18 protein-coding genes are annotated in these 21,122 nt (G+C 35.6%); 2 read left to right on the forward strand and 16 right to left on the reverse strand.

Going from position 1 to position 21,122, the window contains the following annotated elements:
• Positions 1 to 213: 213 nt before the first annotated feature.
• From ACNI3C_RS06555 to ovoA, 16 genes are all read right to left on the reverse strand, one after another.
• The gene (locus tag ACNI3C_RS06555; RefSeq protein WP_419769020.1) at positions 214 to 1,716 is read right to left on the reverse strand and encodes an NADH-quinone oxidoreductase subunit N; all 1,503 of its coding nucleotides are present in this window, start codon (positions 1,714 to 1,716) and stop codon (positions 214 to 216) included.
• Complete coding sequence (locus ACNI3C_RS06560) at positions 1,713 to 3,194, reverse strand: complex I subunit 4 family protein (RefSeq protein ID WP_419769021.1); 1,482 nt, start codon at positions 3,192 to 3,194, stop codon at positions 1,713 to 1,715. The genes ACNI3C_RS06555 and ACNI3C_RS06560 overlap by 4 nt, the downstream gene beginning before the upstream one ends.
• A gap of 1 nt (position 3,195) precedes the next feature.
• Positions 3,196 to 5,085: an NADH-quinone oxidoreductase subunit L gene (gene nuoL, locus ACNI3C_RS06565; RefSeq protein ID WP_419769022.1), complete on the reverse strand. Its 1,890-nt coding sequence runs from the start codon at positions 5,083 to 5,085 to the stop codon at positions 3,196 to 3,198.
• The gene (nuoK, locus tag ACNI3C_RS06570) at positions 5,085 to 5,396 is read right to left on the reverse strand and encodes an NADH-quinone oxidoreductase subunit NuoK (protein ID WP_419769023.1); all 312 of its coding nucleotides are present in this window, start codon (positions 5,394 to 5,396) and stop codon (positions 5,085 to 5,087) included. The genes nuoL and nuoK overlap by 1 nt, the downstream gene beginning before the upstream one ends.
• The gene (locus tag ACNI3C_RS06575) at positions 5,393 to 5,905 is read right to left on the reverse strand and encodes an NADH-quinone oxidoreductase subunit J family protein (RefSeq protein WP_419769024.1); all 513 of its coding nucleotides are present in this window, start codon (positions 5,903 to 5,905) and stop codon (positions 5,393 to 5,395) included. Before ACNI3C_RS06575 ends, nuoK begins: the two co-directional genes overlap by 4 nt.
• A complete protein-coding gene (locus ACNI3C_RS06580; protein WP_419769025.1) occupies positions 5,898 to 6,407 on the reverse strand; it encodes a NuoI/complex I 23 kDa subunit family protein in 510 nt (169 codons plus the stop codon). Before ACNI3C_RS06580 ends, ACNI3C_RS06575 begins: the two co-directional genes overlap by 8 nt.
• A 1-nt stretch (position 6,408) precedes the next feature.
• Positions 6,409 to 7,692: a complex I subunit 1/NuoH family protein gene (locus ACNI3C_RS06585; protein WP_419769026.1), complete on the reverse strand. Its 1,284-nt coding sequence runs from the start codon at positions 7,690 to 7,692 to the stop codon at positions 6,409 to 6,411.
• A gap of 11 nt (positions 7,693 to 7,703) precedes the next feature.
• Positions 7,704 to 9,122, reverse strand: a complete 1,419-nt coding sequence (locus tag ACNI3C_RS06590) for an NADH-quinone oxidoreductase subunit G (RefSeq protein ID WP_419769027.1) — start codon at positions 9,120 to 9,122, stop codon at positions 7,704 to 7,706.
• A 34-nt stretch (positions 9,123 to 9,156) separates the two neighbouring features.
• Positions 9,157 to 10,443, reverse strand: coding sequence for a citrate synthase (locus tag ACNI3C_RS06595; RefSeq protein ID WP_419769028.1), 1,287 nt, complete (start codon positions 10,441 to 10,443; stop codon positions 9,157 to 9,159).
• Positions 10,444 to 10,473: 30 nt separating this feature from the next.
• On the reverse strand, positions 10,474 to 11,724 hold the full coding sequence (gene nuoF / locus ACNI3C_RS06600) for an NADH-quinone oxidoreductase subunit NuoF (RefSeq protein ID WP_419769029.1): 1,251 nt from the start codon (positions 11,722 to 11,724) through the stop codon (positions 10,474 to 10,476).
• On the reverse strand, positions 11,724 to 12,200 hold the full coding sequence (locus tag ACNI3C_RS06605; RefSeq protein WP_419769030.1) for an NADH-quinone oxidoreductase subunit NuoE family protein: 477 nt from the start codon (positions 12,198 to 12,200) through the stop codon (positions 11,724 to 11,726). Before ACNI3C_RS06605 ends, nuoF begins: the two co-directional genes overlap by 1 nt.
• Positions 12,200 to 13,834, reverse strand: a complete 1,635-nt coding sequence (locus tag ACNI3C_RS06610) for an NADH-quinone oxidoreductase subunit D (RefSeq protein WP_419769031.1) — start codon at positions 13,832 to 13,834, stop codon at positions 12,200 to 12,202. Before ACNI3C_RS06610 ends, ACNI3C_RS06605 begins: the two co-directional genes overlap by 1 nt.
• Complete coding sequence (locus ACNI3C_RS06615) at positions 13,827 to 14,342, reverse strand: NADH-quinone oxidoreductase subunit B (protein WP_419769032.1); 516 nt, start codon at positions 14,340 to 14,342, stop codon at positions 13,827 to 13,829. Before ACNI3C_RS06615 ends, ACNI3C_RS06610 begins: the two co-directional genes overlap by 8 nt.
• Positions 14,333 to 14,695, reverse strand: coding sequence for an NADH-quinone oxidoreductase subunit A (locus ACNI3C_RS06620; protein ID WP_419769033.1), 363 nt, complete (start codon positions 14,693 to 14,695; stop codon positions 14,333 to 14,335). The genes ACNI3C_RS06615 and ACNI3C_RS06620 overlap by 10 nt, the downstream gene beginning before the upstream one ends.
• 140 nt (positions 14,696 to 14,835) lie before the next feature.
• Complete coding sequence (locus ACNI3C_RS06625; RefSeq protein WP_419769034.1) at positions 14,836 to 15,984, reverse strand: MalY/PatB family protein; 1,149 nt, start codon at positions 15,982 to 15,984, stop codon at positions 14,836 to 14,838.
• Complete coding sequence (ovoA, locus tag ACNI3C_RS06630; protein ID WP_419769035.1) at positions 15,984 to 17,843, reverse strand: 5-histidylcysteine sulfoxide synthase; 1,860 nt, start codon at positions 17,841 to 17,843, stop codon at positions 15,984 to 15,986. Before ovoA ends, ACNI3C_RS06625 begins: the two co-directional genes overlap by 1 nt.
• A 134-nt stretch (positions 17,844 to 17,977) precedes the next feature.
• Between ovoA and ACNI3C_RS06635 the strand changes: the two genes are divergently transcribed.
• Entirely contained in the window at positions 17,978 to 19,264 is a 1,287-nt protein-coding gene (locus ACNI3C_RS06635) for an adenosylmethionine--8-amino-7-oxononanoate transaminase (RefSeq protein ID WP_419769036.1), read from the forward strand.
• A gap of 39 nt (positions 19,265 to 19,303) precedes the next feature.
• Positions 19,304 to 21,121: a menaquinone biosynthesis decarboxylase gene (locus ACNI3C_RS06640; RefSeq protein WP_419769037.1), complete on the forward strand. Its 1,818-nt coding sequence runs from the start codon at positions 19,304 to 19,306 to the stop codon at positions 21,119 to 21,121.
• The last annotated feature ends 1 nt before the right edge of the window (position 21,122 follow it).

Consider the following 21,122-nt stretch of genomic DNA (forward strand, 5'->3'; position numbering starts at 1 on the left):
TGTAAGTTTCTAAAAAAATTGTCGTAGTTAAATTTTGTAGCATGAGTATAGCAAAATATTGCTTGTAAATTGATTACATTTTTATATATTTTAGCAGAAAATGTCGGGATAATGTCAATAAAAAAGCCCCAGTAAAGGGGCTTTTAAATTAAACTTAAGCGTTCTTAAGCTTTATGATAAATATATGATATTGATGTTACTTTCTCACACAATTCATTTAATGAAAAGTGATTCAACTGACAATTGAACCAGCTGGAAAATGCCATCTATACTTGGAATTGGAATGAAGAACAGAATCGCTGAACCAATACCACCCCAAACAATTAAAATCGCAATCAATGCAATCGCATAGGTTGAGATTCTTGAGTCATCAAACCCTTGTTGTTTACACTCTTTTTTACTTGGATAGAAGTACATCATCGCAATGAGTTTAAAGTAGTAATAGATTGAAACAAATGTTGCTAAAATAGCATACAAGGCTAAGTAGATATAACCCGCACTGATGGCTTCTGTAAAGACATAAAATTTTGCAATAAACCCAATGGTTGATGGAATACCCGCCAGTGAGAATAAGAAAATGGTCATCATAGCAGCCAAGAATGGTCTCTCTTGGGCTAAGCCTTTAAAATCCTCATAGGTTACTCTTACTTTTGTTTCAGCAATCACATGAGAGACCAAACCAAATGCTCCAATGGCAGTTAACAAATATGAGATAAGATAAAAAATAATTGAATAGGCACTCTCAATATTTTCCCCTACGGCAATAAATGCTAAGAGCAGATATCCCGTATGCACGATTGATGAGGCAGCTAACATTCTTTTTACAATTTTTTGAGTGATGGCTAACCATGTTCCTAAAGTCAATGTGAAAACAATTAATACCGTTAAAACTGGGTCCCAGAAATCTTGCATTGAAGATAAACTTTGTAAAAAGGCACGTAAGAAAAACGAGAAAATTGCAAGTTTAAATACCGAAGCCATATACGCTGTTACTAAAATTGGTGCCCCTCTGTAGACATCAAGTAACCAAGATTGGAATGGGAAGGCTGCAATTTTGAAAAGGAAAGTAAATAACAGAAGGGTTACTCCTATATAAACCAAAACCAAATCACTGTTATTGTGGGCAGTAATAAATGTTGATATTTCACCTAAGTGCGTTGTACCCGTTGCTCCAAAAATAAGAACCACACCTAAAAGGTAAAAAGCTCCAATAAATGAACCCAAGACCAAATATTTGAAAATGGCTTCAACTCTTTTTTCATTTTCTGTATTAAATCCAACGAGAACATAGACTGCAAATGAGGCAATTTCTAAAGCGACATAAGCCGTTATAAGTTCATTGGCATTGGCTAAAAGCATCATTCCAAAGAGTGAAAACATTAAAACTGAGTAAAATTCACCTGTAAAATATTTTTGTTCTTGAGCATAATGCTCACCAATTAAAATTACCAATAATGCACCAAAAATAAGTGCAATGTGAAAGAAGTTTGAGTAGGTATCAAAAATCAGTAAATTGTTAAAATATTCACTGTATGGTTGAATTGAGTAAACTTCTCCCGCAGGATAAATTGCAAATCCCAATGCAAGTAATAAAAACATTGTTGTAATTGCTATATGAAATTTAATGGAATATTTTTCATACATACTGAAAAACATTACGGTTAACGCACCAGCTAAAACAGTAAGAACTGGCATTAAATTCATTATTTCCATCATTTTGCAGCTCCTAGTTTTAAGATATCAGTTAAGTAGTGCACAACCGATGGTTCAAATTTGTCAATAAATGGGTCTGGATAGATACCCATTAAAAATACCAAAATAACCCAAGGCGCAAGACCGATAATCTCTTTTATTTTTAAATCTCTCATGATAACAGCAGGGCCTTCTCTTTTTTGCAGAATGGCTCGTTGAAACATCCAAAGCATAAATGAAGCCGCAACTAAAACAGTAATGGCTGAAATATACCCTAAAATATGGTTAAATTCATACACACCAAAGATAATTAACAATTCAGCTACAAACCCATTTGTTCCAGGAAGCCCTACATTGGCAAACAACATAATGGCAAAAATAAATGTAAAAATAGGCGCTTGTTTTGCAATACCACCCAAATCTTTAATGGTTTTAAATCCTGAATGGTGGTACATGATTCCAATAAGTAAAAATAGAGCTCCTGTTGCAATTGCATGTGCAATAATCAAGTAGAGTGCACCGCTGATTCCATATTCGTTTAAAGAAAAAATCCCTGCTGCGATAAATGAAAGGTGAGAAGCGGATGAGTAAGCAAACATTCTTTTAATGTCATCTTGCATCAACGCTGCAATACCAAAATAGATTAAACCAAATAATCCAATAAATACAAACCAACTTGAAAACTGAATATAGATATCAGGAAACAGAGGAATCATAAATCGCACAACCGAATAGATACCCAATTTCGCCATGATAGATGAAAGTAAGAATACGGCTCCTGTAGGCGCATTTTTATACGTATCCATAATCCAAGTATGAAATGGGAAAAGTGGAATCTTAATTGCAAATGCGGTTAAGAACGCTAAAAATAGCCAAAACTTCTCTTGGTAAGCTAAGGTGGTAATATGGGTTAAGTCAGTGTATTGGAAACTCCAAGTTCCAAATTCATTGAAATAAGCAACCCCCAAATAAATGATACCCACAAACATCATCAATGATCCAAACATGGTATATACGGTTACTTTAATGGTTGTAAAGATGTTGTTTCCTGTTCCAAAGATACCAATCAATAAGAAAACAGGTAAAAGCATAACTTCCCAAAAGAAGTAAAAAAGCACAACATCTAAAGATAAAAGTGCTCCCGTTACCCCAGTTTGTACCAAAAGCATATTGATCCAATACCCTTTGGTTCTTCCTTCCCATAAAAGCAAATAAGCCGTTGGAATAAGAATCGCAATCATCATTAAAATGGTTAAAGAGAAACCATCAACACCGATATAGTAATGAATACCATATTTTAAAATCCAAGGGATATTCGTAACAAACTGCATATTGCTGTTTGGTTCGTAATTTAAATATATTTTTAAAACAAGAACAAGAATGATTATTGTTGTAATAAACGCAATATTTCTAACATCTTCTATCTTCGTTGTAGAAATCATCAAAATGAATGCCACAAACGCTGGTAGGAAAATTATAAATGATAATAAATCTGTACCCATTCTATTGTCCTATTAGTGTAGTATAAAGATATAAGAATGCACAACTCATACCTATTAGCATATATAATGCGTAAAATCTGACGTTTGCATTTTGTAAAAATGCAAGTTTTTTACCGAAGTCAATAAACTCTTTACACACGAGCATAAGGAATCCATCAATGACTTTTGCATCAATGACTTCATCTAAGAATCGACTCACTGATTTGAGTGATTTAACAAACACTAAATCATAGAATTCATCCACATAGAATTTGTGTCCGATGATGCCATCTTCTGTTTCTGGTTTAGAGACATCAAAGTTTCCATACATCTTATACGCAACCAAAATTCCCATTGCTGCAACAACTACACTGGTCAACATTAAAAGATACTCTGTTGAGTGTGACATGTGCAATTCATGTGAGTTTAACTGTTCTAACCAGACATTGACTTGTTCGCCTCCTCCAAAAATGGCAGGGAAGTTTAAAAATCCTGCAAAGACTGCACCAATGGCTAATACAATCAATGGAAAGGTAATGGTTTTATCTGTTGATGCGTGGTGAACATCGTGTCCATTTGGCGCAACAAATACAACAAAGTAGAGTCTGAACATATAAAAAGCGGTTAAAAATGCGGTAAATATACCCATCCCATATAGAACATAATCCCCTTTTTGAAAGGCTGCTGCTAAAATCGCATCTTTACTGAAAAAGCCTGAAAATGGTGGAATCCCTGAAATGGCAATAACTCCAATTAAAAAAGTTGCTTTAACAATGGGTTGGTAGACTCTGTGCTGTGCCATTTTAAAAATGTTTTGTTCGTGATGAAGAGCTAAAATTGCTGCACCTGCACCCATGAATAGCATTGCTTTAAAAAAGGCGTGTGTAAAGACATGAAATAATCCACTGCTGTAAAATCCCAATCCAACGGCAATAAACATATACCCCAATTGAGACATGGTTGAGTATGCCAAAATCTTTTTAATATCGGTTTGTCGTGTTGCAATGATTGCAGCAAAAAGAGCCGAAATGGCACCAATGTATGAGATAAATACGCCAACATTTTCAACACCTGTGTACAAGAAGTGAAATCTTGCCACCATATAAACCCCAGCAGTAACCATGGTTGCTGCGTGAATCAATGCTGAAATAGGAGTAGGTCCCGCCATGGCGTCTGGAAGCCAAACATACAATGGAACTTGTGCTGATTTTCCCATGGCTCCAACAAAAAGTAAAAAACCTGCTAATGCCAAAACGCCACTTGGTGCTAAACCAATGTTGGCTTCCATAGAGGCAAAGTCTAAACCGGTTTTATGCAATGCAAAAAAGAGTGTGATAACACCAAGAATAAATCCTAAATCTCCCACTCGATTAACAATAAACGCTTTATTTCCTGCAATGACATTTTGTGCATCGGTATAATAAAATGAGATCAATAAGTATGAACAAACTCCTACGCCTTCCCATCCAATAAACAAAATAATTGGGTTATCGGCCAAAACCAAAATCAACATTGAGGCTAAGAAGAGGTTAAAGTAGGCAAAGAATTTACCAAACCCTTCATCATTTTTCATATATCCTACGGCATAAATATGAATCAGCCATCCAACAAATGTAACAAACATGGCCATAAAAATTGCCAGTTTATCCCCTAAAAATTTCATCTCAATGGTAAAATTATTGATATCTAACCAGGTAAAAACACTTTGATGAAATATTACATCACTTGCTTTAATATCTAAGAAAAGATTTAAAGTCAGTAAAAATGCAATAAAGGGTGTAATCGTACCAATTAGGGCAAACATTAACTCAGGTAAAGGTTTTCTTTTTATACTGTAAACATAAAAACCAGCGTTTAATATTGCCCCAATCAGTGGTGCTAAAATAATCCAAACCAAATAAGGAGTATTCATTAGTCAACCTCCTCTTTAAGTTCAGTAAACAGATCTGTATCCAATTTCCCTTTTGCTCTGAAAAGTAAAATAATTACAGATAAGAAAATAGCAGCTTCTGCTGCTGCAATTGCGATCACCATGATTGAAATGATTTGTGCATCCATATTAAAATGGTATCGTGCAAACGTAACTAGAAATAAGTTAATTGCATTTAACATTAATTCGATTGACATATAGATAATAAATATATTTTTTCGTGCAATGACACCAACAACACCGATTGTAAACAGTATCATTGAAACAGTTGCATATCCAATTAAACTGGTCAATTTAACTCCTTCTTAGGTTTTCTTTTAGCTAAAACAACTGCACCAATGAGTGCCACTAAAAGTAAAATTGAAATTAATTCAAATGGAATCAACCATTCGCTAAAGAGTTTTAACCCAATCTCTTTAATACCTCCAAATCCCTCTGCTACAATCGACATATCTGCATTAGGCATTTTAGAAATGGTATCTAAAATCAGTGCATTGACAGGAAGCATGACTGCAATTCCTAAACCAATGAGCATGTTTCGATTGGGCTCTTTGGGTAAATGTTCATCGCCAATGTTTAAGAACATCAAAATAAACAGTACCAGTGTCATAATTGCACCTGCATAAACAATGATTTGTACAATAAATAAAAAGGATGCACTTAAGAGTGCAAAAAGTCCTGCAACGGAAAGGACAGAGATTAAAAGTCCCAGTGCGGCGTATATTGGGCTTTTATATAAAAGCATAGCAAGTCCACCTGTAATTGCAAAGAATGACAATACGATAAATAAAAAATTAATCATTTTTTGGCTCCTCTTGTAACGCTTCATGCGACATTAATCTTTCCTTATTGATGACAAAATCTTCTCTTTTATCTGCAGTAAAACTGAAAATCCCAGTATCCATTCGGATGGCGTCACAAGGACAAGCTTCTACGCAATATCCGCAATAAACACACTCTAATAAATCAATTTTAAACTCTTTTGGTCTTTTTTCTGCCACGCCATCAAAACGCTCTTCGGCATCAATAAAGATACAATTTGCAGGACAAGCCGTTGCACACATATAACAAGCAACGCACTTTTCACTGCCATCATCCCATTTTGTCAATCGGTGAACACCTCGGTATCTTGAAGTAATATCATTGGGTTGAACTTCAGGATATTGAAGTGTCTCTAAATTTGAAGTATCACTTAAATTTTTAACAAATCTTTTAAAGGTTGTTTTCATACCACCTGCAATAGCAGGTATATAAAGTCTGTCTTTTAACGAACTTCCGTGTCGTTCAATTGTTTTTACACCCATGTTAATTTCCTGCCAATACTACAACAACAGCTGTAATAAAAATATTTAATAGTGATAATGGGAGCAATACTTTCCAACCCAACATTTGCAGTTGGTCATATCTGAATCTCAACAGAGTCCATCTCACCCATATAAACACCAAACTCATCATGAAAAATTTCACCATGAAAGTACTCACTTGAATAACCGTTGTTGCAATATTCACACCATTTTCACTCAATCCGCCTAAGAAAAGATAGAGCAGAATTAACGTTAAGAAACCACCAAAGCCTAAGAAAATTTTTGTTAAAACTTTTGTTTCATGTGCTCTTGGGTCATTTGCATCGTCCCAACCATTATTCTTTTGCATCCAACCCACAAACAGAAGTGTCATTACTGGAACGAGCAGAATTAATACCATAAGGACATTGTTCATGTTGGCTTTTAAACTTGCTGTATCCATCCAAGGGATATGATAACCTCCAAAGAAAAGCGTTACAATAATGGCACTTGAAGCACTCATGGCTGCAAATTCACTCACTTGAAAAAGACCAAATCTCATGGCTGAATACTCTGTGTGATACCCTGCAACAATTTCAGATTCACCTTCTGCTATATCAAAAGGTGTTCGGTTGGTTTCAGCAAAAGCACACACAATAAAAATTAAAGCTGCCAATGGTTGTATAATGACACCCCAAGAAGGAATGAAACCAAAAAACAGATGCCCTTGTGCAACAACCATGTCATTTAAGTTAATTGAGGCATACGAAATAATCATTGAGATAACCGCCAATGCCATTGCTGCTTCATATGAGATAACTTGTGCTGTCGCTCTGATTGAACTTAACAGACCATATTTACTGTTTGAAGCGTATCCTCCTAAAATGATTCCATAGGTTGATAATCCCGCATACGCTAAAAACCACATGATTCCAAGTTGCATTGGAATGGCTTGCATGACATGTGACTGTCCATCAATCAATAAATTGTCTGCAAAAGGAATTACAGCAACAGTTAAGAATGAACAAAAAAACATGACTGCTGGTGCAGCAGTAAAGAAAAATTTATATTTAATGTGTGAAGGGGTAAAGTCCTCTTTAAATACAAGTTTCATCATATCGGCAATACTTTGAATCAATCCACCCAATCTGAATCCACCAATATGACATCTGTTTGGTCCAGTTCTATCTTGGATAAAACCAGCAACCCGTCTCTCCCACCATACAAGGATAGGAGTTGTACCAACTGCAAGTTTTACAGCCAGTAGAATGTTAACAATTATTACTATAACTGATACAAAATCCATTTTGTTCCTTTTTAAAGCATTGAGTTAATAGCATCAAGAAACGCTTTTAAATCAACTGAGGGTTTATCTTTGTTGATTTTAGATACGACTTCTTGTTTGATACCATCACAATTTATATATGTACCAGACTTTTCTAAAAACGATGCAACTGGTATGGCCGCATTGGCAAATTCGTTTACTGGTGATTGGTGCGAAGTACAGTTGATGACTTTTTTACCTTTAAGTAAATCGGTTTTGTCATCGAAATAACTGTTCTCTAAAATTATTACTAATGAAGCTTTTTTTAATGATTCATTAAATGCATTTTCATCTTCATTAATATTAATTTCCACAAAAGCTGCTCTGTTAGCAGATTTATCGTTGGTTCTTAACATATCATCTTTGAAAGCCTCATCAAAATATTGTGGTGCATAACCTGAGATGATTGCTTTTGATTTTACGGCTAATTGTTGAGCAGATGTTAACTCTTCGCACGATAACGTAGGAGAGACCAGTACTAAAATATTTTTTGAATCTTTGATGCTTTTAATAAAGGTGGCTTTGAGATTATTGATACTCTCTTCACTCCCTTTGGCTAAAGGTGTAAGCAATCGGTTTTCAGCCTCATTTTTGTAGCTCAATCTTCCATAATCACAAATAAAATGTCCATTGACATTTTTGTTGATTCTTGGTCTGAATCTAAAAACAGTGTCATCTTCATATTTCTCTTTTCTGTGGTCTACGTGAACATTACACCCTTTTGAACATCCATTACAAATGGCTTCAAATGACTCCATGAACCAAACTCTTTGTTTGAATCTGAAATCTTTACTTGTTAATGCTCCAACAGGACATAAATCGACAATGTTCATGGCATATTCACTTTGAAGTTCCATACCAGGAAATGTTCCAATCACAGAGTGGTCAGCTCTGGCATGAACTCCAAGTTCATTGGTTTGGGTAACATTTTTAAAGAATCGCACACATCTTGTACATAAAACGCATCTCTCTTGGTCTAACATCACATTTCGACCCAAATCGACTCGTTTGAGTGCGTGGTTTTTTTGAACATTAACTCGATTGACATAAAAACCACTGTCCATATAGTAATCTTGCAGTTTACACTCCCCTGCTTGATCACATGTAGGACAATCTAAAGGATGGTTTACCAATTGAAGTTCTAAAATCTCTTTTCTGACTTTTTCAATTTTTTCACCCTTAGTTCGTACAATCATGCCATCTTTTATAGGAGTATCACATGCAATTTGTGGTCTTTTTTGTCCTTCGATTTCAACCATACACATACGACAGTTTCCATCTTTACCAAGGGCTTGGTGATAACAAAAATGAGGAATATGAATATTCTCATTTATTAAAGCATCAATCAGTAAACTGCCTTTTTCTGCTTCTAACTCTGTATCATTTACTGATATCTTAACCATTTCACTCATATTCTGTTATCTCCTTTTGACCGTTTAAAATTTATTATTTACCTGTATACAGTTGTCTTGGTCGTGCAATTCTATGTGATGGGTCTTGTTTTAATTCTGACCATTGTGTAATCCATCCGACTGTTCTACCAATAACAAAAACTGGCGTAAACATTTCAACTGGAATTCTCAATGCAGTTAAAATAACACCTGAATAGAAGTCAATGTTTGGATACAACCCTCTTTGTTTAAAGTAATCATCTTTAAGTGCTGCTTCTTCAACTGCAGCAGCAACGTCCAATAATTTTGAATCAAGGTTTAACTCAACTCTTAATTTATCTTGTAATGCTTTGAGTGTTTCCGCTCTTGGATCTCTGTTTTTATATACTCTGTGACCAAATCCCATCAATCTAAATGGATCGTTTTTATCTTTAGCTTTTGCAATATATGTTGGGACATTTTTAACATCACCAATGAGTTTTAATTGATCCATAACTTTTTCATTTGCACCACCATGAGCAGATCCCCACAATGCAGCAATACCAGAAGCAATCGCAACATAAGGGTGAGCTTCAGTAGAAGCGACATTTCTGACCGTTGTTGTAGAGGCATTTTGTTCGTGGTCTGCATGAAGAGTAAAAATGGCATCCAGTGCTTCAACTTCTACGGGTTTGATTTCATCAGTTAATCCATTACCTAAGTTTTTCATTTTTCCACCTGGGTATGCTCTCATCATGTATAAAAAGTTTTCAGTGAAGTATCTGTCTACATCTGGATAAATCATTGGAACACCAATAGAGTTTCTGTAAGCCATTGCAGCAATTGTTGGCATTTTAGCCACAATTCTTCTTCTCATTTCCATGAACTCTTTTTCATCTTCTAAGTTTAAGTGTTCTTTGTAAAATGTTGATAAAGCCATAACAGCAGCACCTAAAGTTGCCATAGGGTGAGCACCATCTGGAAAAGCATCAAAAATTCTTATTAAACCTTCATTGATAAACGATCTGTGTCTGATCTCTAAATCAAAACTTTTAGACTCTTCAGCGTTAGGCAATTTACCTCTCATGAGTAGATGACAAACATCTAAATATGAGTGTTTACCCGCAAGCTCTTGAATAGGATAACCTCTGTATCTCAGTTCTGAATTTTCACCGTCAATAAATGTAATTTTTGATTCACAACTTGCAGTTGATGTATAACCTGGGTCATAAGTGAACATACCAGAATCTTTGTAAAATGTAGAAATATTTACAACATCAGGTCCTCTGGTACCACTTAAAATATCATACTCGTATGATTTTCCATTTCTGTTATCCGTCAACGTCATTGTATTCTTTGCCATGTGTTTCTCCTGTTTATAATTTTATTTTTTTTATTTTTTAAACTCTGCTACAAATTCATCTCTAAATTTTTCTACGATACTTTTAATGATATCTTTAACCGCAGGTGCAAATACACATATGGTTTTACCATTCATCGTTTCACAAACATCGAGAATTGTGTTTAAATCTGCTTCCTCTCCTTTACCTTCAACGATTTTTTTCAAAATCTTGTCAATCCAACCAGTCCCCTCTCTACATGGTGTGCATTGCCCACACGATTCGTGGTGGTAAAATTCGATTAAGTTCTTCGCCACATCAACCATAGAAACATCTTCTGGAATGATCATCATTCCTCCTGTTCCTAAAGTTGAACCTATATCCCACATTGATTCATAATCTAAAACGGCTTTTTCAACTTCTTCTGCCGTTAAAATTGGACAAGATGAACCTCCTGGGATAACCGCTTTGAGTTTTTTACCCTCAAGCATTCCGCCACCAAGAGTATTGATGACATCAATCATTTTATTTCCAAATGCCAATTCGTAAATCCCAGGGTTTTTAACTGGACCACTCATTGCGAACAACATTGTTCCTGGTGAGCTTGGTGTTCCATATGCAGTGTAGGCTTCATACCCATTTTCTACAATAAAAGGTACCGTTGCAATCGTTTCAACATTGTTGACTGTTGCAGGGTTATCAAAGAACCACTCACACTCTTTTCCGTGTGGTTTAAGTCTTGGATGTCCTCTTTTCCCTTCTAATGACTCAATGAGTGCTGATTTTTCACCACAAATATAAGCACCACCCCCTCTGTGAACGGTAATGTCCATTCTATAATCATGTTTGCCCATGATTTTTTCACCAATAATACCTGCATCATAAGCTTCTTTAATGGCGGCATTGAGTCTGTCAATAAAGAATTTATATTCCCCTCTGATGTAGATATAGGCATCGTGAGCATTGATGGCATACGATGAACAGATAATACCTTCAATTAAAAGGTGTGGATCGTATTGAAAAATTTGTCTGTCTTTAAATGTTCCGGGTTCTGATTCATCCCCATTTACAATTAAATACGCAGGTCGGGGATCACCTTTTGGCATAAGTTGCCATTTAGGACCACAATGTGCTCCTCCTCCACCTTTTCCTCTAAGACCACTTTTTACGACTTGATCCGTGACTTCATCGGGTGTCATAGAAAAGAGTTTGTCTATAGTTGAGTATCGTCCATTGGCTCGTGCGACTTCAAGCGTATGAGAGTTTGGAATATCGAAGTTTTTACTTACTACTTTAACTACCATTACTTACACTCCTGCAAAGTTTTTTTCAAAGATTCAATGGTTTGTTTTTCGTGATATTCACCGTTTAAAGCAAACATTGGTGCTCCACCACAAGCTCCCATACACTCAACTTCACTGAAGTGGAATTTCCCATCGGCAGACGTTTGACCAGGTTCAATTCCAATGGTCTCTTTAATGAATTTTTTCAAATCTTGAGAACCCATAACCATGCAAGAGAGTGTTTTACAAAGCTCAATATGATAGGTTCCAATCGGTTTTAGATTGAACATGGTATAAAATGTTGCAAACTCATAAACGGCAATGGGTGTTTTTTTAAGTCTGTTGGCCACATAAACCATGGCTTCTGGGCTTATCCATCCCTCTTGTTCTTGTACCAACCAAAGTGCTGGTAACATCATAGAATCAGAGTTTGGATATTTTTTTAATGTCTCTTGATATTTCTCTTCGTTCTCTTGTGTAAAAGTAAATGTTTTCATTATCTGTCAAACTCCCCAGCAATAAAGTTCATTGATGCCATGGTAATAACCGCATCCGCGAGCATTCCATTTTCAACAATTCTTGCATATGCCCCTAAAGCATAATAAGATGGTGGTCGACATTTCACTTTATAAGGTGTACCAGAACCATCACTTACAATATAAAAACCTAACTCCCCATTCCCAGCTTCTGTGGCACTGTAATACTCACCTTCTGGCACATGAATCCCTTCAAATGTCAATTTGAATTGATTCATCAAGCCTTCAATGTTGCCATAAACGTTGGGTTTAGTTGGCAAAATAATTGAAGGAGCATCCACGTTAATTGGTCCACCTGGAAGATTTTTAATGGCTTGTCGGATGATTCTTGAACTTTGTCTCATCTCCTCAAATTTGCACATGATTCTGTCGTAAACATCACCATGACTTCCCAATACTACATCAAAATCAAATGACTCATAGTGATAATAAGGATTGACTTTTCGAATATCATAGTTCACACCAGCCGCTCTTAAATTTACACCCGTAATTCCTGCACTGATGGCAAATTCTTTAGTAATAACACCCACATCTTGTGTTCTGTCGTGGAAAATTCGGTTGTGTTCAATCAGGCTTAATGCGTCTACGATACCTTTTTCAACGGCAACCAATACCTCTTCAATATCTTCGGCAAAGTTGTCATATAAATCGTAAGCCAATCCACCCACTCGGGTATAAGAGTTAGTAAGTCTTGCTCCGGTAAGTTTTGATAAAACATCGTATGCTTTATCCCGTGCTGAGAAGATAAACCAGAAGTTGGTTAATCCCCCTAAGTCAACCATATTGGCTGCATTACAAACAATGTGGTCAATGATTCTGCTTAACTCACCAATAATGACTCGGATAAATTTTGCCCTGTCAGTAATATCGATGCCCAACATCTCTTCTACTGTTTTACAGTATCCAATGTTGTTTAAAATGGCACTGCAATAGTTTAATCGGTCTGTGTATGGAATGATTTGAGAGTAAGTGTGGTTTTCACACGATTTTTCAAAACCTCTGTGTAAGTAACCAATCTCTGTGACACACGCTTTTATGGTTTCCCCTTCAAGTGCCATAAAGTTTCTGATGGTTCCATGCGAAGCAGGGTGAGATGGTCCAATGTTGATGTACATCAACTCATCTTGTTCTTGTGCATCGTACCCTTTAGAAGCCAACAGTGGTGTCATCTCATCCATTAGCGGTTCAGTCACTTTACAAATTTGTCTTTTGGTAATGGCATAATCTTTTCGTAATGGGTGCCCTTCAAATTCATGGTGATTTAACACTCTTTTTAAATTGGGATGACCTTCAAAAATAATACCGTATTGATCAAACGTTTCTCTTTCAGCCCAATCGGCACTGAAATAAAGGTCTGTAATGGTTGGTATGCTAAGAGTTGCATCATCTAAAAATGTTTTAATGGTAATGGTTTTTTCAAAGCTCTCATTTCTTAAAATATAGATTAAAGCAAATCTGCTCTCTTGTTTTTGTGCATAGTGCAAATAATCAATGGCTGTGATATCAAGAAGAAGAGAGAAGTGCTCTTTCTCTTTTAATTTTTTAATGGTTGCTTTTAATTTGTTAGGGCTAACGATCATATCTGGTTTAAGCATCGAGGAACCCCTTAAAGTTTTTTAATCTCTCTTTAATGATTGATTCATTTTGTGATTTTTCTTGAATTCTCATGATTGCATCCAATACCGCTTCTGGTCTTGGAGGACACCCTGAAATGTACTCATCAACAGGAATAATTTCATCAATTCCTTGTACAGTAGTATAGTTGTCATAAAAGCCACCCGAACAAGCACAGGCTCCCATTGAGATAACCCATTTGGGTTCGCACATTTGATCATAAATCTTTTTTAATACAGGAGCTTGTTTAAATGAGATTGTTCCTGCCACAATCATCAAGTCTGCTTGTCTTGGAGAAAATCGTACAACTTCTGCACCAAATCTTGATAAATCATATCGCGCCGCTGCAACGGACATGAACTCAATACCACAACAAGCTGTTCCAAATACCATCGGCCACATTGAGTAAGATCGAGCCCAGTTTACGGCTTTATCTAACTTTGTTGTAACGACTGAATCTCCTAAAATTGATTCTACGCCTAATCCCATGAAAGAGCCTTTTTCTTATAAATATAAATTAATCCACCAAACAATAGTGCCATAAACATAAACATTTCTGTTAATCCAAAAAGACCCAACTCTTTGACATTAACTGCCCAAGGAAACATAAAAATGATTTCTACATCAAATAATACAAATAAAATGGCAACCAAATAAAATTTGACTGCAAATCTGAGTTTTGTTCCACCAATTGGGTTTGAAACCCCTGATTCGTACACCGTATTCTTTTCTACATCATTTTTATTTTGTGGTCCCAAATACTTTGAAAGTAAAAAGACCGAAACCAAAACAGCTCCGACTAAAACAAAAATAACAGAAGATAAAAGTAGTTCATTTGACATAATTTTATTCCCATATGTTTAATTATTTGTAGATTGTACTATATTTTAAAAAACAAGTAAATTTTTAATTCACGAAATATTTTTTATTTTCTCAAATGAGAAGAAATGTAATACTTTCTTGTTAACTTTTTTAGGTCTAATTAAAAGACTCTATTTATTTTTTCTAAGCCTTGCTTAAGTATCGAAGAGGGCGCTGCAACGTTGAGTCTAAAGTGTTTAGCACCATTTCTACCGAAACTGAGTCCATCATTTAAAGCGACTTTTGACTCTTCTAATAAGAGTTTTTTGATGGTATTGTGAGTATAATTGTAACAGCTAAAATTGAGCCAAAGCAAGTACGTTGCTTCGGGTTCAAAAAAAGTTATTTTTGTATTTTCTAATGATTTTTTGACAGTTTGTACATTTTTCTTTAGATAAACCAGTAAATTATCAACCCATTTTTCACCCTTTTCATACGCTGCTTGAGTCGCTGCATATCCAAATACATTGACACTGTGTATCTCTCTTTTATGAATAATCTCTTCAAATCGTTTCTGCATCTGTTTATTTGAACAAATTGAATATGAACAGTTTAAACCTGCAATATTAAAGGTTTTACCTGCAGAACTGAGCGTCAATGTGATGTTGGCAATTTTTTTAGAGATACTTGCCATGGGAGTAAACGTTTTAAAAACCAAATCGGCATGAATTTCATCGCTGATGATTTTAATGTCGTGCTCAATACAAATTTGAGCCAGTTTTTTGAGTTCACTTTTATCCCAAACCCTTCCTACGGGATTATGAGGAGAGCAGAGTGCCAGAATTTTTGTTTTAGGGGTGATTTTTGATTTTAAATCTTCTAAATCCATGGTATAGTAGCCATTGGATTCTTTGAGTGGATTATATACGATGTTTCGTTTGTTGTGTTTGACACAGTTAAACAAAGGAAAATAGACAGGTGTTTGAACAATGACTTCATCGCCTATTTCACTGAAGGCTTCAATGGCTGCACTGTAAGCAGGTACAACGCCATTCATAAAAGTAATGGTATGGGTTTGTATCTCCCAATTGTGTCTTTTTTTCATCCACGATTGTACCGAAGCTAAGAGCTCTTGGCTGACTTTTGCGTAGCCATAAATGGGGTGCATTGCTCTTTTGATAATCGCATCATTGACAAAGTCAGGGGTTTTAAAGTCCATATCTGCCACCCAAAACGGTTGCAGATTGTCGTCTCCAAAATATTTTTCTAACGCGTCATATTTTATACATTGGGTATTGCTTCTATTGGTTATTTCATCAAAGTTAAACACTATTTTTTCCAAACATTTTTTGACAGTCTAGTTAAACTATGATTTAAGGTTTCTTCAATTTTTTCTTCATCTTTTATATTTAATGTAGAAATAATAAAAAGCCCCTCTTTGTTCAGTCGTTTGGGTAAGTCTTCTAAAAATGCGTCCACATTATAGATTTCGTCAAAATCATTGGTCACCAGTATCAAATCATAATCTTTAAAATGGGGTTTTAAATTGCACGCATCTCCTTGCCAGAATTGACAGTTTTTAACTTTTGTCTCCTCTTTTTTATTTTGTGCATTTAAAATATTGCGTGCTGTGAAATCAATCCCTACGACATTTTTATACTCATTTGCCAATAAAAAGGAAGCTGTACCGTAATAACACCCTAAATTTAATGCAGAGTTCTTTTTGAAATTCCCATTGTGTTGTTTAACACACTCTACGGCTTGCTGAAAAAATTTCTCTTTTTTATCTGCGGGTGTTTTTCTTTTTTTTGTGATGACTTTATTGTAAGCTTCATCCACTTCTATATATCGAAATCCAGCATGCTGTGGAAAATGTCTTCTGAAAGCATACCGTGAATCTTTTAATGCTTCGTTGCCACAAGAGATAAAAGAGCCTCCTTTAAATATATTGTGTCGGGTATCAAAGGTAGGCACTGAAAAATCATCGTATAACGGGTGTACTTCAAAGCCTTCAAATCCGTCAATGGCAGTGGTTGTCCACTGCCAAACATTTCCTATGACATCAAAAAAACCATTGGATTCAAAGAGATTCACAGGGCACGATGAGCTGAAATGTTCCAAATTAATATTCCCTGGTGCTTTGTTTTTCCATTGAGGCTCATCGGCAATTTTTGAGTGAATTCTTAATGCATGCCACAATGCTTCACTGGGTAATGTAATGTTTTTTCCTGTTTTTTTACTTTTCCATTGACAAAAAGCCGAGGCTTCTAAATGGTTGACATCCACAGGCCAATTCAGTGGTAACTCAATGATATTGCTTATGGTTCGGTATTTAAAATTCTCTTTCTCTTTTATCCAAAAGGTAGGGAAAGAAGCATTTTTATACTTTTTCCATGCAATGCCTTCACTGCTCCAATAGGCATCGCACTCATAGCCCTTATCTTGAACAAATTCTAAAAATTCTCCATTGCTGACCAAATATTTTGAGGCTTTAAAAGGAGGGGTTGCTTCTTGGTAAAAGCCATATTCATTGTCCCATCCATAATAGGGGTTCTCTTTTTGTTTTTCTAAAGTAACGGTTGTTGCTGGAACATCAAGCAGTTCATTGGTAGGATGAGGACCAAAAACTTTGCACTCGTTTTTTAATGCATTGGGTTTGATGTATTGAATCTGTAGTTGTCGGTGCAAGACAGAAGAGGTTTCAATGTGAATTTTTTCATGTTCAATTCCCATGAGAATAACCCACATTGGACTTTCCCATGAAATTGGCAATGTAAAATCGACACTTTTTATGTACTCAATAACAACATGCTTGACTTCTCTTCTATACTCTCGTGTCTCTTGAACACTTGGCCAAGCATAGTTGCCATTGTTTAAGTCATCCCACGACATTTCATCTACGCCAATGGCAAAAATAGATTCGTAAGTGGGGTTGATTCGCTCTTGAATGGCACCAGCTAAAATCATTTTATTGATAAAAAATGTTGCGGTATGTCCATAATAAAAAATAAGTTGGTGTCGAAGCGGTTCAGGTTGTTGGTAAAAAACAGTGTCATCAATAAAGAGGTCATCGAACAGTTTTTCAAAAAGAGTATAGGTTTTAGTAAAATATTTTAGAATTTCCTCTCTTTTGGCAGAGATTGTGCCTGTATGTAAGTTTATGTTTCTTGTAATAAATGATTTGTCCATAAATTAAAGCCTTTTCTTTTCTACTTATAATGATATAGAAAAGAAACTTTTACTTTAGTAATATGGGCAAACTTAATTCAAAAATAAGCAAGAGTTGGATAAATATATACACATAAAGATACTATGAGGCTAAAATGACAAATCAAGAATTAATGCAAGAAGATTTAAAACACATATTCCACCCCTGTTCTCAAATGAAAGATCATGAAAAACTTCCACTTATACCCATCAAGAAAGGGAAAGGTTCTTATATATATGATTATGATGGCAATGAATATTTAGATTGTATCAGCAGCTGGTGGGTCAATATTTTTGGACACAGCAATGCGTACATCAATACGAAAATCAATGAACAACTTCAAGAGTTAGAACATGTCATTTTTGCAGGGTTTACTCATAAACCAGCTGTGGATTTGGCCAAACGATTGATTGCTTTAACCCCTGAACCTTTACAGAAAATATTTTTTGCGGATAATGGTTCCAGTGCCATTGAAATCTCTCTTAAAATGTCATTTCAATATTTTAAGAACAAAGGGCAATCTCGACCATTGTTTGTTTCTCTTGAAAATTCGTATCATGGAGAAACTTTAGGCGCTTTAGCTGTCAGTGACACGGGATTGTATAAAGACATTTATACGGATATTTTAATCAAAACCATTCAAGCAAAATCACCCAGTTTGGTTGATGAAGATGAGGCCATTGAAGATATGCGACGCGTATTAACACAACATAAAAACGAAGTGTGTTCAGTGGTGATTGAACCTTTGATTCAGTGTGCTGGTTCAATGAAAATGTATGATGCCAGTTACATTAAAAAATTAAGAACCCTTTGTGATGAGTTTGGTGTTTTTTTAATCGCCGATGAAATTGCCGTGGGATTTGGGCGAACGGGAACTTTGTTTGCCATTGAACAAGCAGAAATTTCTCCTGACTTTTTGTGTTTGTCAAAAGGGATAACGGGTGGATATATGCCGCTTTCCGTGGTGTTGTTTACCGATGATATTTACAATGCGTTTTATTGTGACTATAACGAAGGAAAATCATTTTTAGATTCACACTCTTACACAGGAAACACCTTGGCCTGTTCGGTGGCAAATGCGGTTTTAGATATTTTTGAAAAGGACAATATCCTTGAAAATAATCAAAAAAAGATCACTTTTATAAAAGAACAAACGCAAAAATTTAAAACATTGAGCTGTGTTGCTGAGGTCAGACAAAGAGGAATGGTGTGTGCCATTGAACTGCAAGGATTTGACACAACAAGAAGAGTTGGGCTTGAAATATTTCAAAAGGCGCTTAAAGAGGGAGTCTATATACGACCACTTGGAAATATCATTTACTTTATGCCTCCGTATGTGTTTACAGATGCACAACTTAAAAAGATGATTGACGTGACATACGGCATTGTTAAATCACTGTAAAAATTAGATAGAATAGAAAAAATTAAATTGGATTAGATTATGAAAGATGCAATAAAACTCTTACAAGAGCATGATTTACTTAAAATCATTGATGAAGAACTTGATATTTATTTGGAAATTCCGCATGTGGCGTATGTGGAAGTTAAAAAAGAGGACTCTAAAGCGATTTTGTTCACCAATGTGGTGGATAGAAAAAAGAATAAAAAGTTTGATATGCCAGTGTTAATGAATGTGTTTTGTAATGAAAAAGCCGTGCAACTCTTTATTGGAGATGGCGATAAAATTGGTCATGAAATTCAAAGTTTGCTTAAAATGAAACCCCCTACAAATTTAAGTGAAAAGTTCTCAACATTTGGAAAACTTTTTGCTTTAAAAAATACCATTCCTAAAAAACTCAAAGGGAAAGGGGAGTGCCAACAAGTCATTAAACTTGGACGTGAAGCCAAACTCTCTGATTTACCTATATTAACAACGTGGGAGCAAGATGGTGGTCCCTTTATTACTATGGGACAAGTCTATACGACTTCGCTAAATGGTGAGTTAAAAAACCTAGGAATGTATCGACTGCAAGTCTATGATGACAATACCTTAGGAATGCATTGGCAAATACATAAAGACAGCAATCACTTTTTCCACGAGTATAAAGCAGCAGGTAAAAAGATGCCAGTGAGTATTGGAATCGGAGGTGATCCGATGTATATTTGGTGTGGTCAAGCACCGCTTCCTATTGGAATTTTTGAACTCATGTTGTATGGTTTTGTAAAAAACAAAAATGCGCAACTGGTTAAAAGTATTACCAATGATATTTATGTGCCTAAAGACAATGATTTTATCATTGAAGGGTTTGTTGACCCAAGTAAATTAAGAATCGAAGGGCCTTTTGGTGATCATACGGGCTATTATACCCTTGAAGAGGAGTATCCGTTTTTAGAAGTTACGGCTATTACGCATAAAAAAGAGCCTGTCTATTTAGCGACGGTTGTAGGGAAACCTCCTTTGGAAGATAAATATATGGGGCATGCGACTGAACGAATCTTCTTGCCCTTACTTAAAACCACGGCTCCTGATTTAATCGATTATTATATGCCAGAAAATGGGGTTTTTCATAATCTTATTTTAGCCAAAATCAAAACTCTCTACCCCGGGCACGCCTCACAAATGATGCACGCGTTTTGGGGAGTAGGGCAGATGAGTTTTGTTAAGCATGCCATTTTTGTCAATGAGACTGCACCGGATTTAACCAATCATCAAGCCATCATTGAACATATTTTAAACCGAGTCAATTTTGAAGATATGCTCATCTCCAAAGGGGTTGTGGATGCCTTAGATCATTCAAGCCCTAAATTTGCTGTAGGTGGGAAGCTTGGATTGGATTGTACAGGGAATGAAATTGAGGAGTTGGGCATTACTTTGTTAAGTGATGAAGAACTTTTAAGCAGAATGCAAAATATCAGTTCTGAGGTTCAAGCACTCAAACAATATTTCACGCAAACCAAAAATCCTATTGTTGTTATTGCCGTGAATAAAATAAGAAATCAAAAGTATCTTTTCGAAGAGTTAAAACCGCTTTTTGAACACATTAAAATTTTGGTAATGGTAGATGTTGCTAAAAACAGCGTTGACAATGCGTATATGTTGGTTTGGAGAGTGACGAATAATATCGATTCAAACAGAGATATTTTTATCCATGGACACACCATTGTATTAGATGCTACCAATAAAAACAGTCACGATAATTTTAAGAGACGATGGCCAGATGATGTGGATTGTACGCAAAGTGTGATTGATTCATTGGTTCAAAGAGGTATTATTGAAGTTGATGAGGTGTTTGAGAAAGCCTTTAGAATTTGTCATTAAA

The sequence above is a fragment of the Marinarcus sediminis (SeqCode) genome (assembly GCF_048571275.1).
Lineage (GTDB): Bacteria > Campylobacterota > Campylobacteria > Campylobacterales > Arcobacteraceae > Marinarcus > Marinarcus sediminis.

Excerpts from the sequence above, each read along its gene's own strand:
- ACNI3C_RS06555 (WP_419769020.1), bottom strand. The coding sequence starts at position 1,716 with ATGATGGAAATAATGAATTTAATGCCAGTTCTTACTGTTTTAGCTGGT.
- ACNI3C_RS06560 (WP_419769021.1), bottom strand. The coding sequence starts at position 3,194 with ATGGGTACAGATTTATTATCATTTATAATTTTCCTACCAGCGTTTGTG.
- nuoL (WP_419769022.1), bottom strand. The coding sequence starts at position 5,085 with ATGAATACTCCTTATTTGGTTTGGATTATTTTAGCACCACTGATTGGG.
- ACNI3C_RS06575 (WP_419769024.1), bottom strand. The coding sequence starts at position 5,905 with ATGATTAATTTTTTATTTATCGTATTGTCATTCTTTGCAATTACAGGT.
- ACNI3C_RS06580 (WP_419769025.1), bottom strand. The coding sequence starts at position 6,407 with ATGGGTGTAAAAACAATTGAACGACACGGAAGTTCGTTAAAAGACAGA.
- ACNI3C_RS06585 (WP_419769026.1), bottom strand. The coding sequence starts at position 7,692 with ATGGATTTTGTATCAGTTATAGTAATAATTGTTAACATTCTACTGGCT.
- ACNI3C_RS06590 (WP_419769027.1), bottom strand. The coding sequence starts at position 9,122 with ATGAGTGAAATGGTTAAGATATCAGTAAATGATACAGAGTTAGAAGCA.
- ACNI3C_RS06595 (WP_419769028.1), bottom strand. The coding sequence starts at position 10,443 with ATGGCAAAGAATACAATGACGTTGACGGATAACAGAAATGGAAAATCA.
- nuoF (WP_419769029.1), bottom strand. The coding sequence starts at position 11,724 with ATGGTAGTTAAAGTAGTAAGTAAAAACTTCGATATTCCAAACTCTCAT.
- ACNI3C_RS06605 (WP_419769030.1), bottom strand. The coding sequence starts at position 12,200 with ATGAAAACATTTACTTTTACACAAGAGAACGAAGAGAAATATCAAGAG.
- ACNI3C_RS06610 (WP_419769031.1), bottom strand. The coding sequence starts at position 13,834 with ATGCTTAAACCAGATATGATCGTTAGCCCTAACAAATTAAAAGCAACC.
- ACNI3C_RS06615 (WP_419769032.1), bottom strand. The coding sequence starts at position 14,342 with ATGGGATTAGGCGTAGAATCAATTTTAGGAGATTCAGTCGTTACAACA.
- ACNI3C_RS06620 (WP_419769033.1), bottom strand. The coding sequence starts at position 14,695 with ATGTCAAATGAACTACTTTTATCTTCTGTTATTTTTGTTTTAGTCGGA.
- ovoA (WP_419769035.1), bottom strand. The coding sequence starts at position 17,843 with ATGGACAAATCATTTATTACAAGAAACATAAACTTACATACAGGCACA.
- ACNI3C_RS06635 (WP_419769036.1), top strand. The coding sequence starts at position 17,978 with ATGACAAATCAAGAATTAATGCAAGAAGATTTAAAACACATATTCCAC.
- ACNI3C_RS06640 (WP_419769037.1), top strand. The coding sequence starts at position 19,304 with ATGAAAGATGCAATAAAACTCTTACAAGAGCATGATTTACTTAAAATC.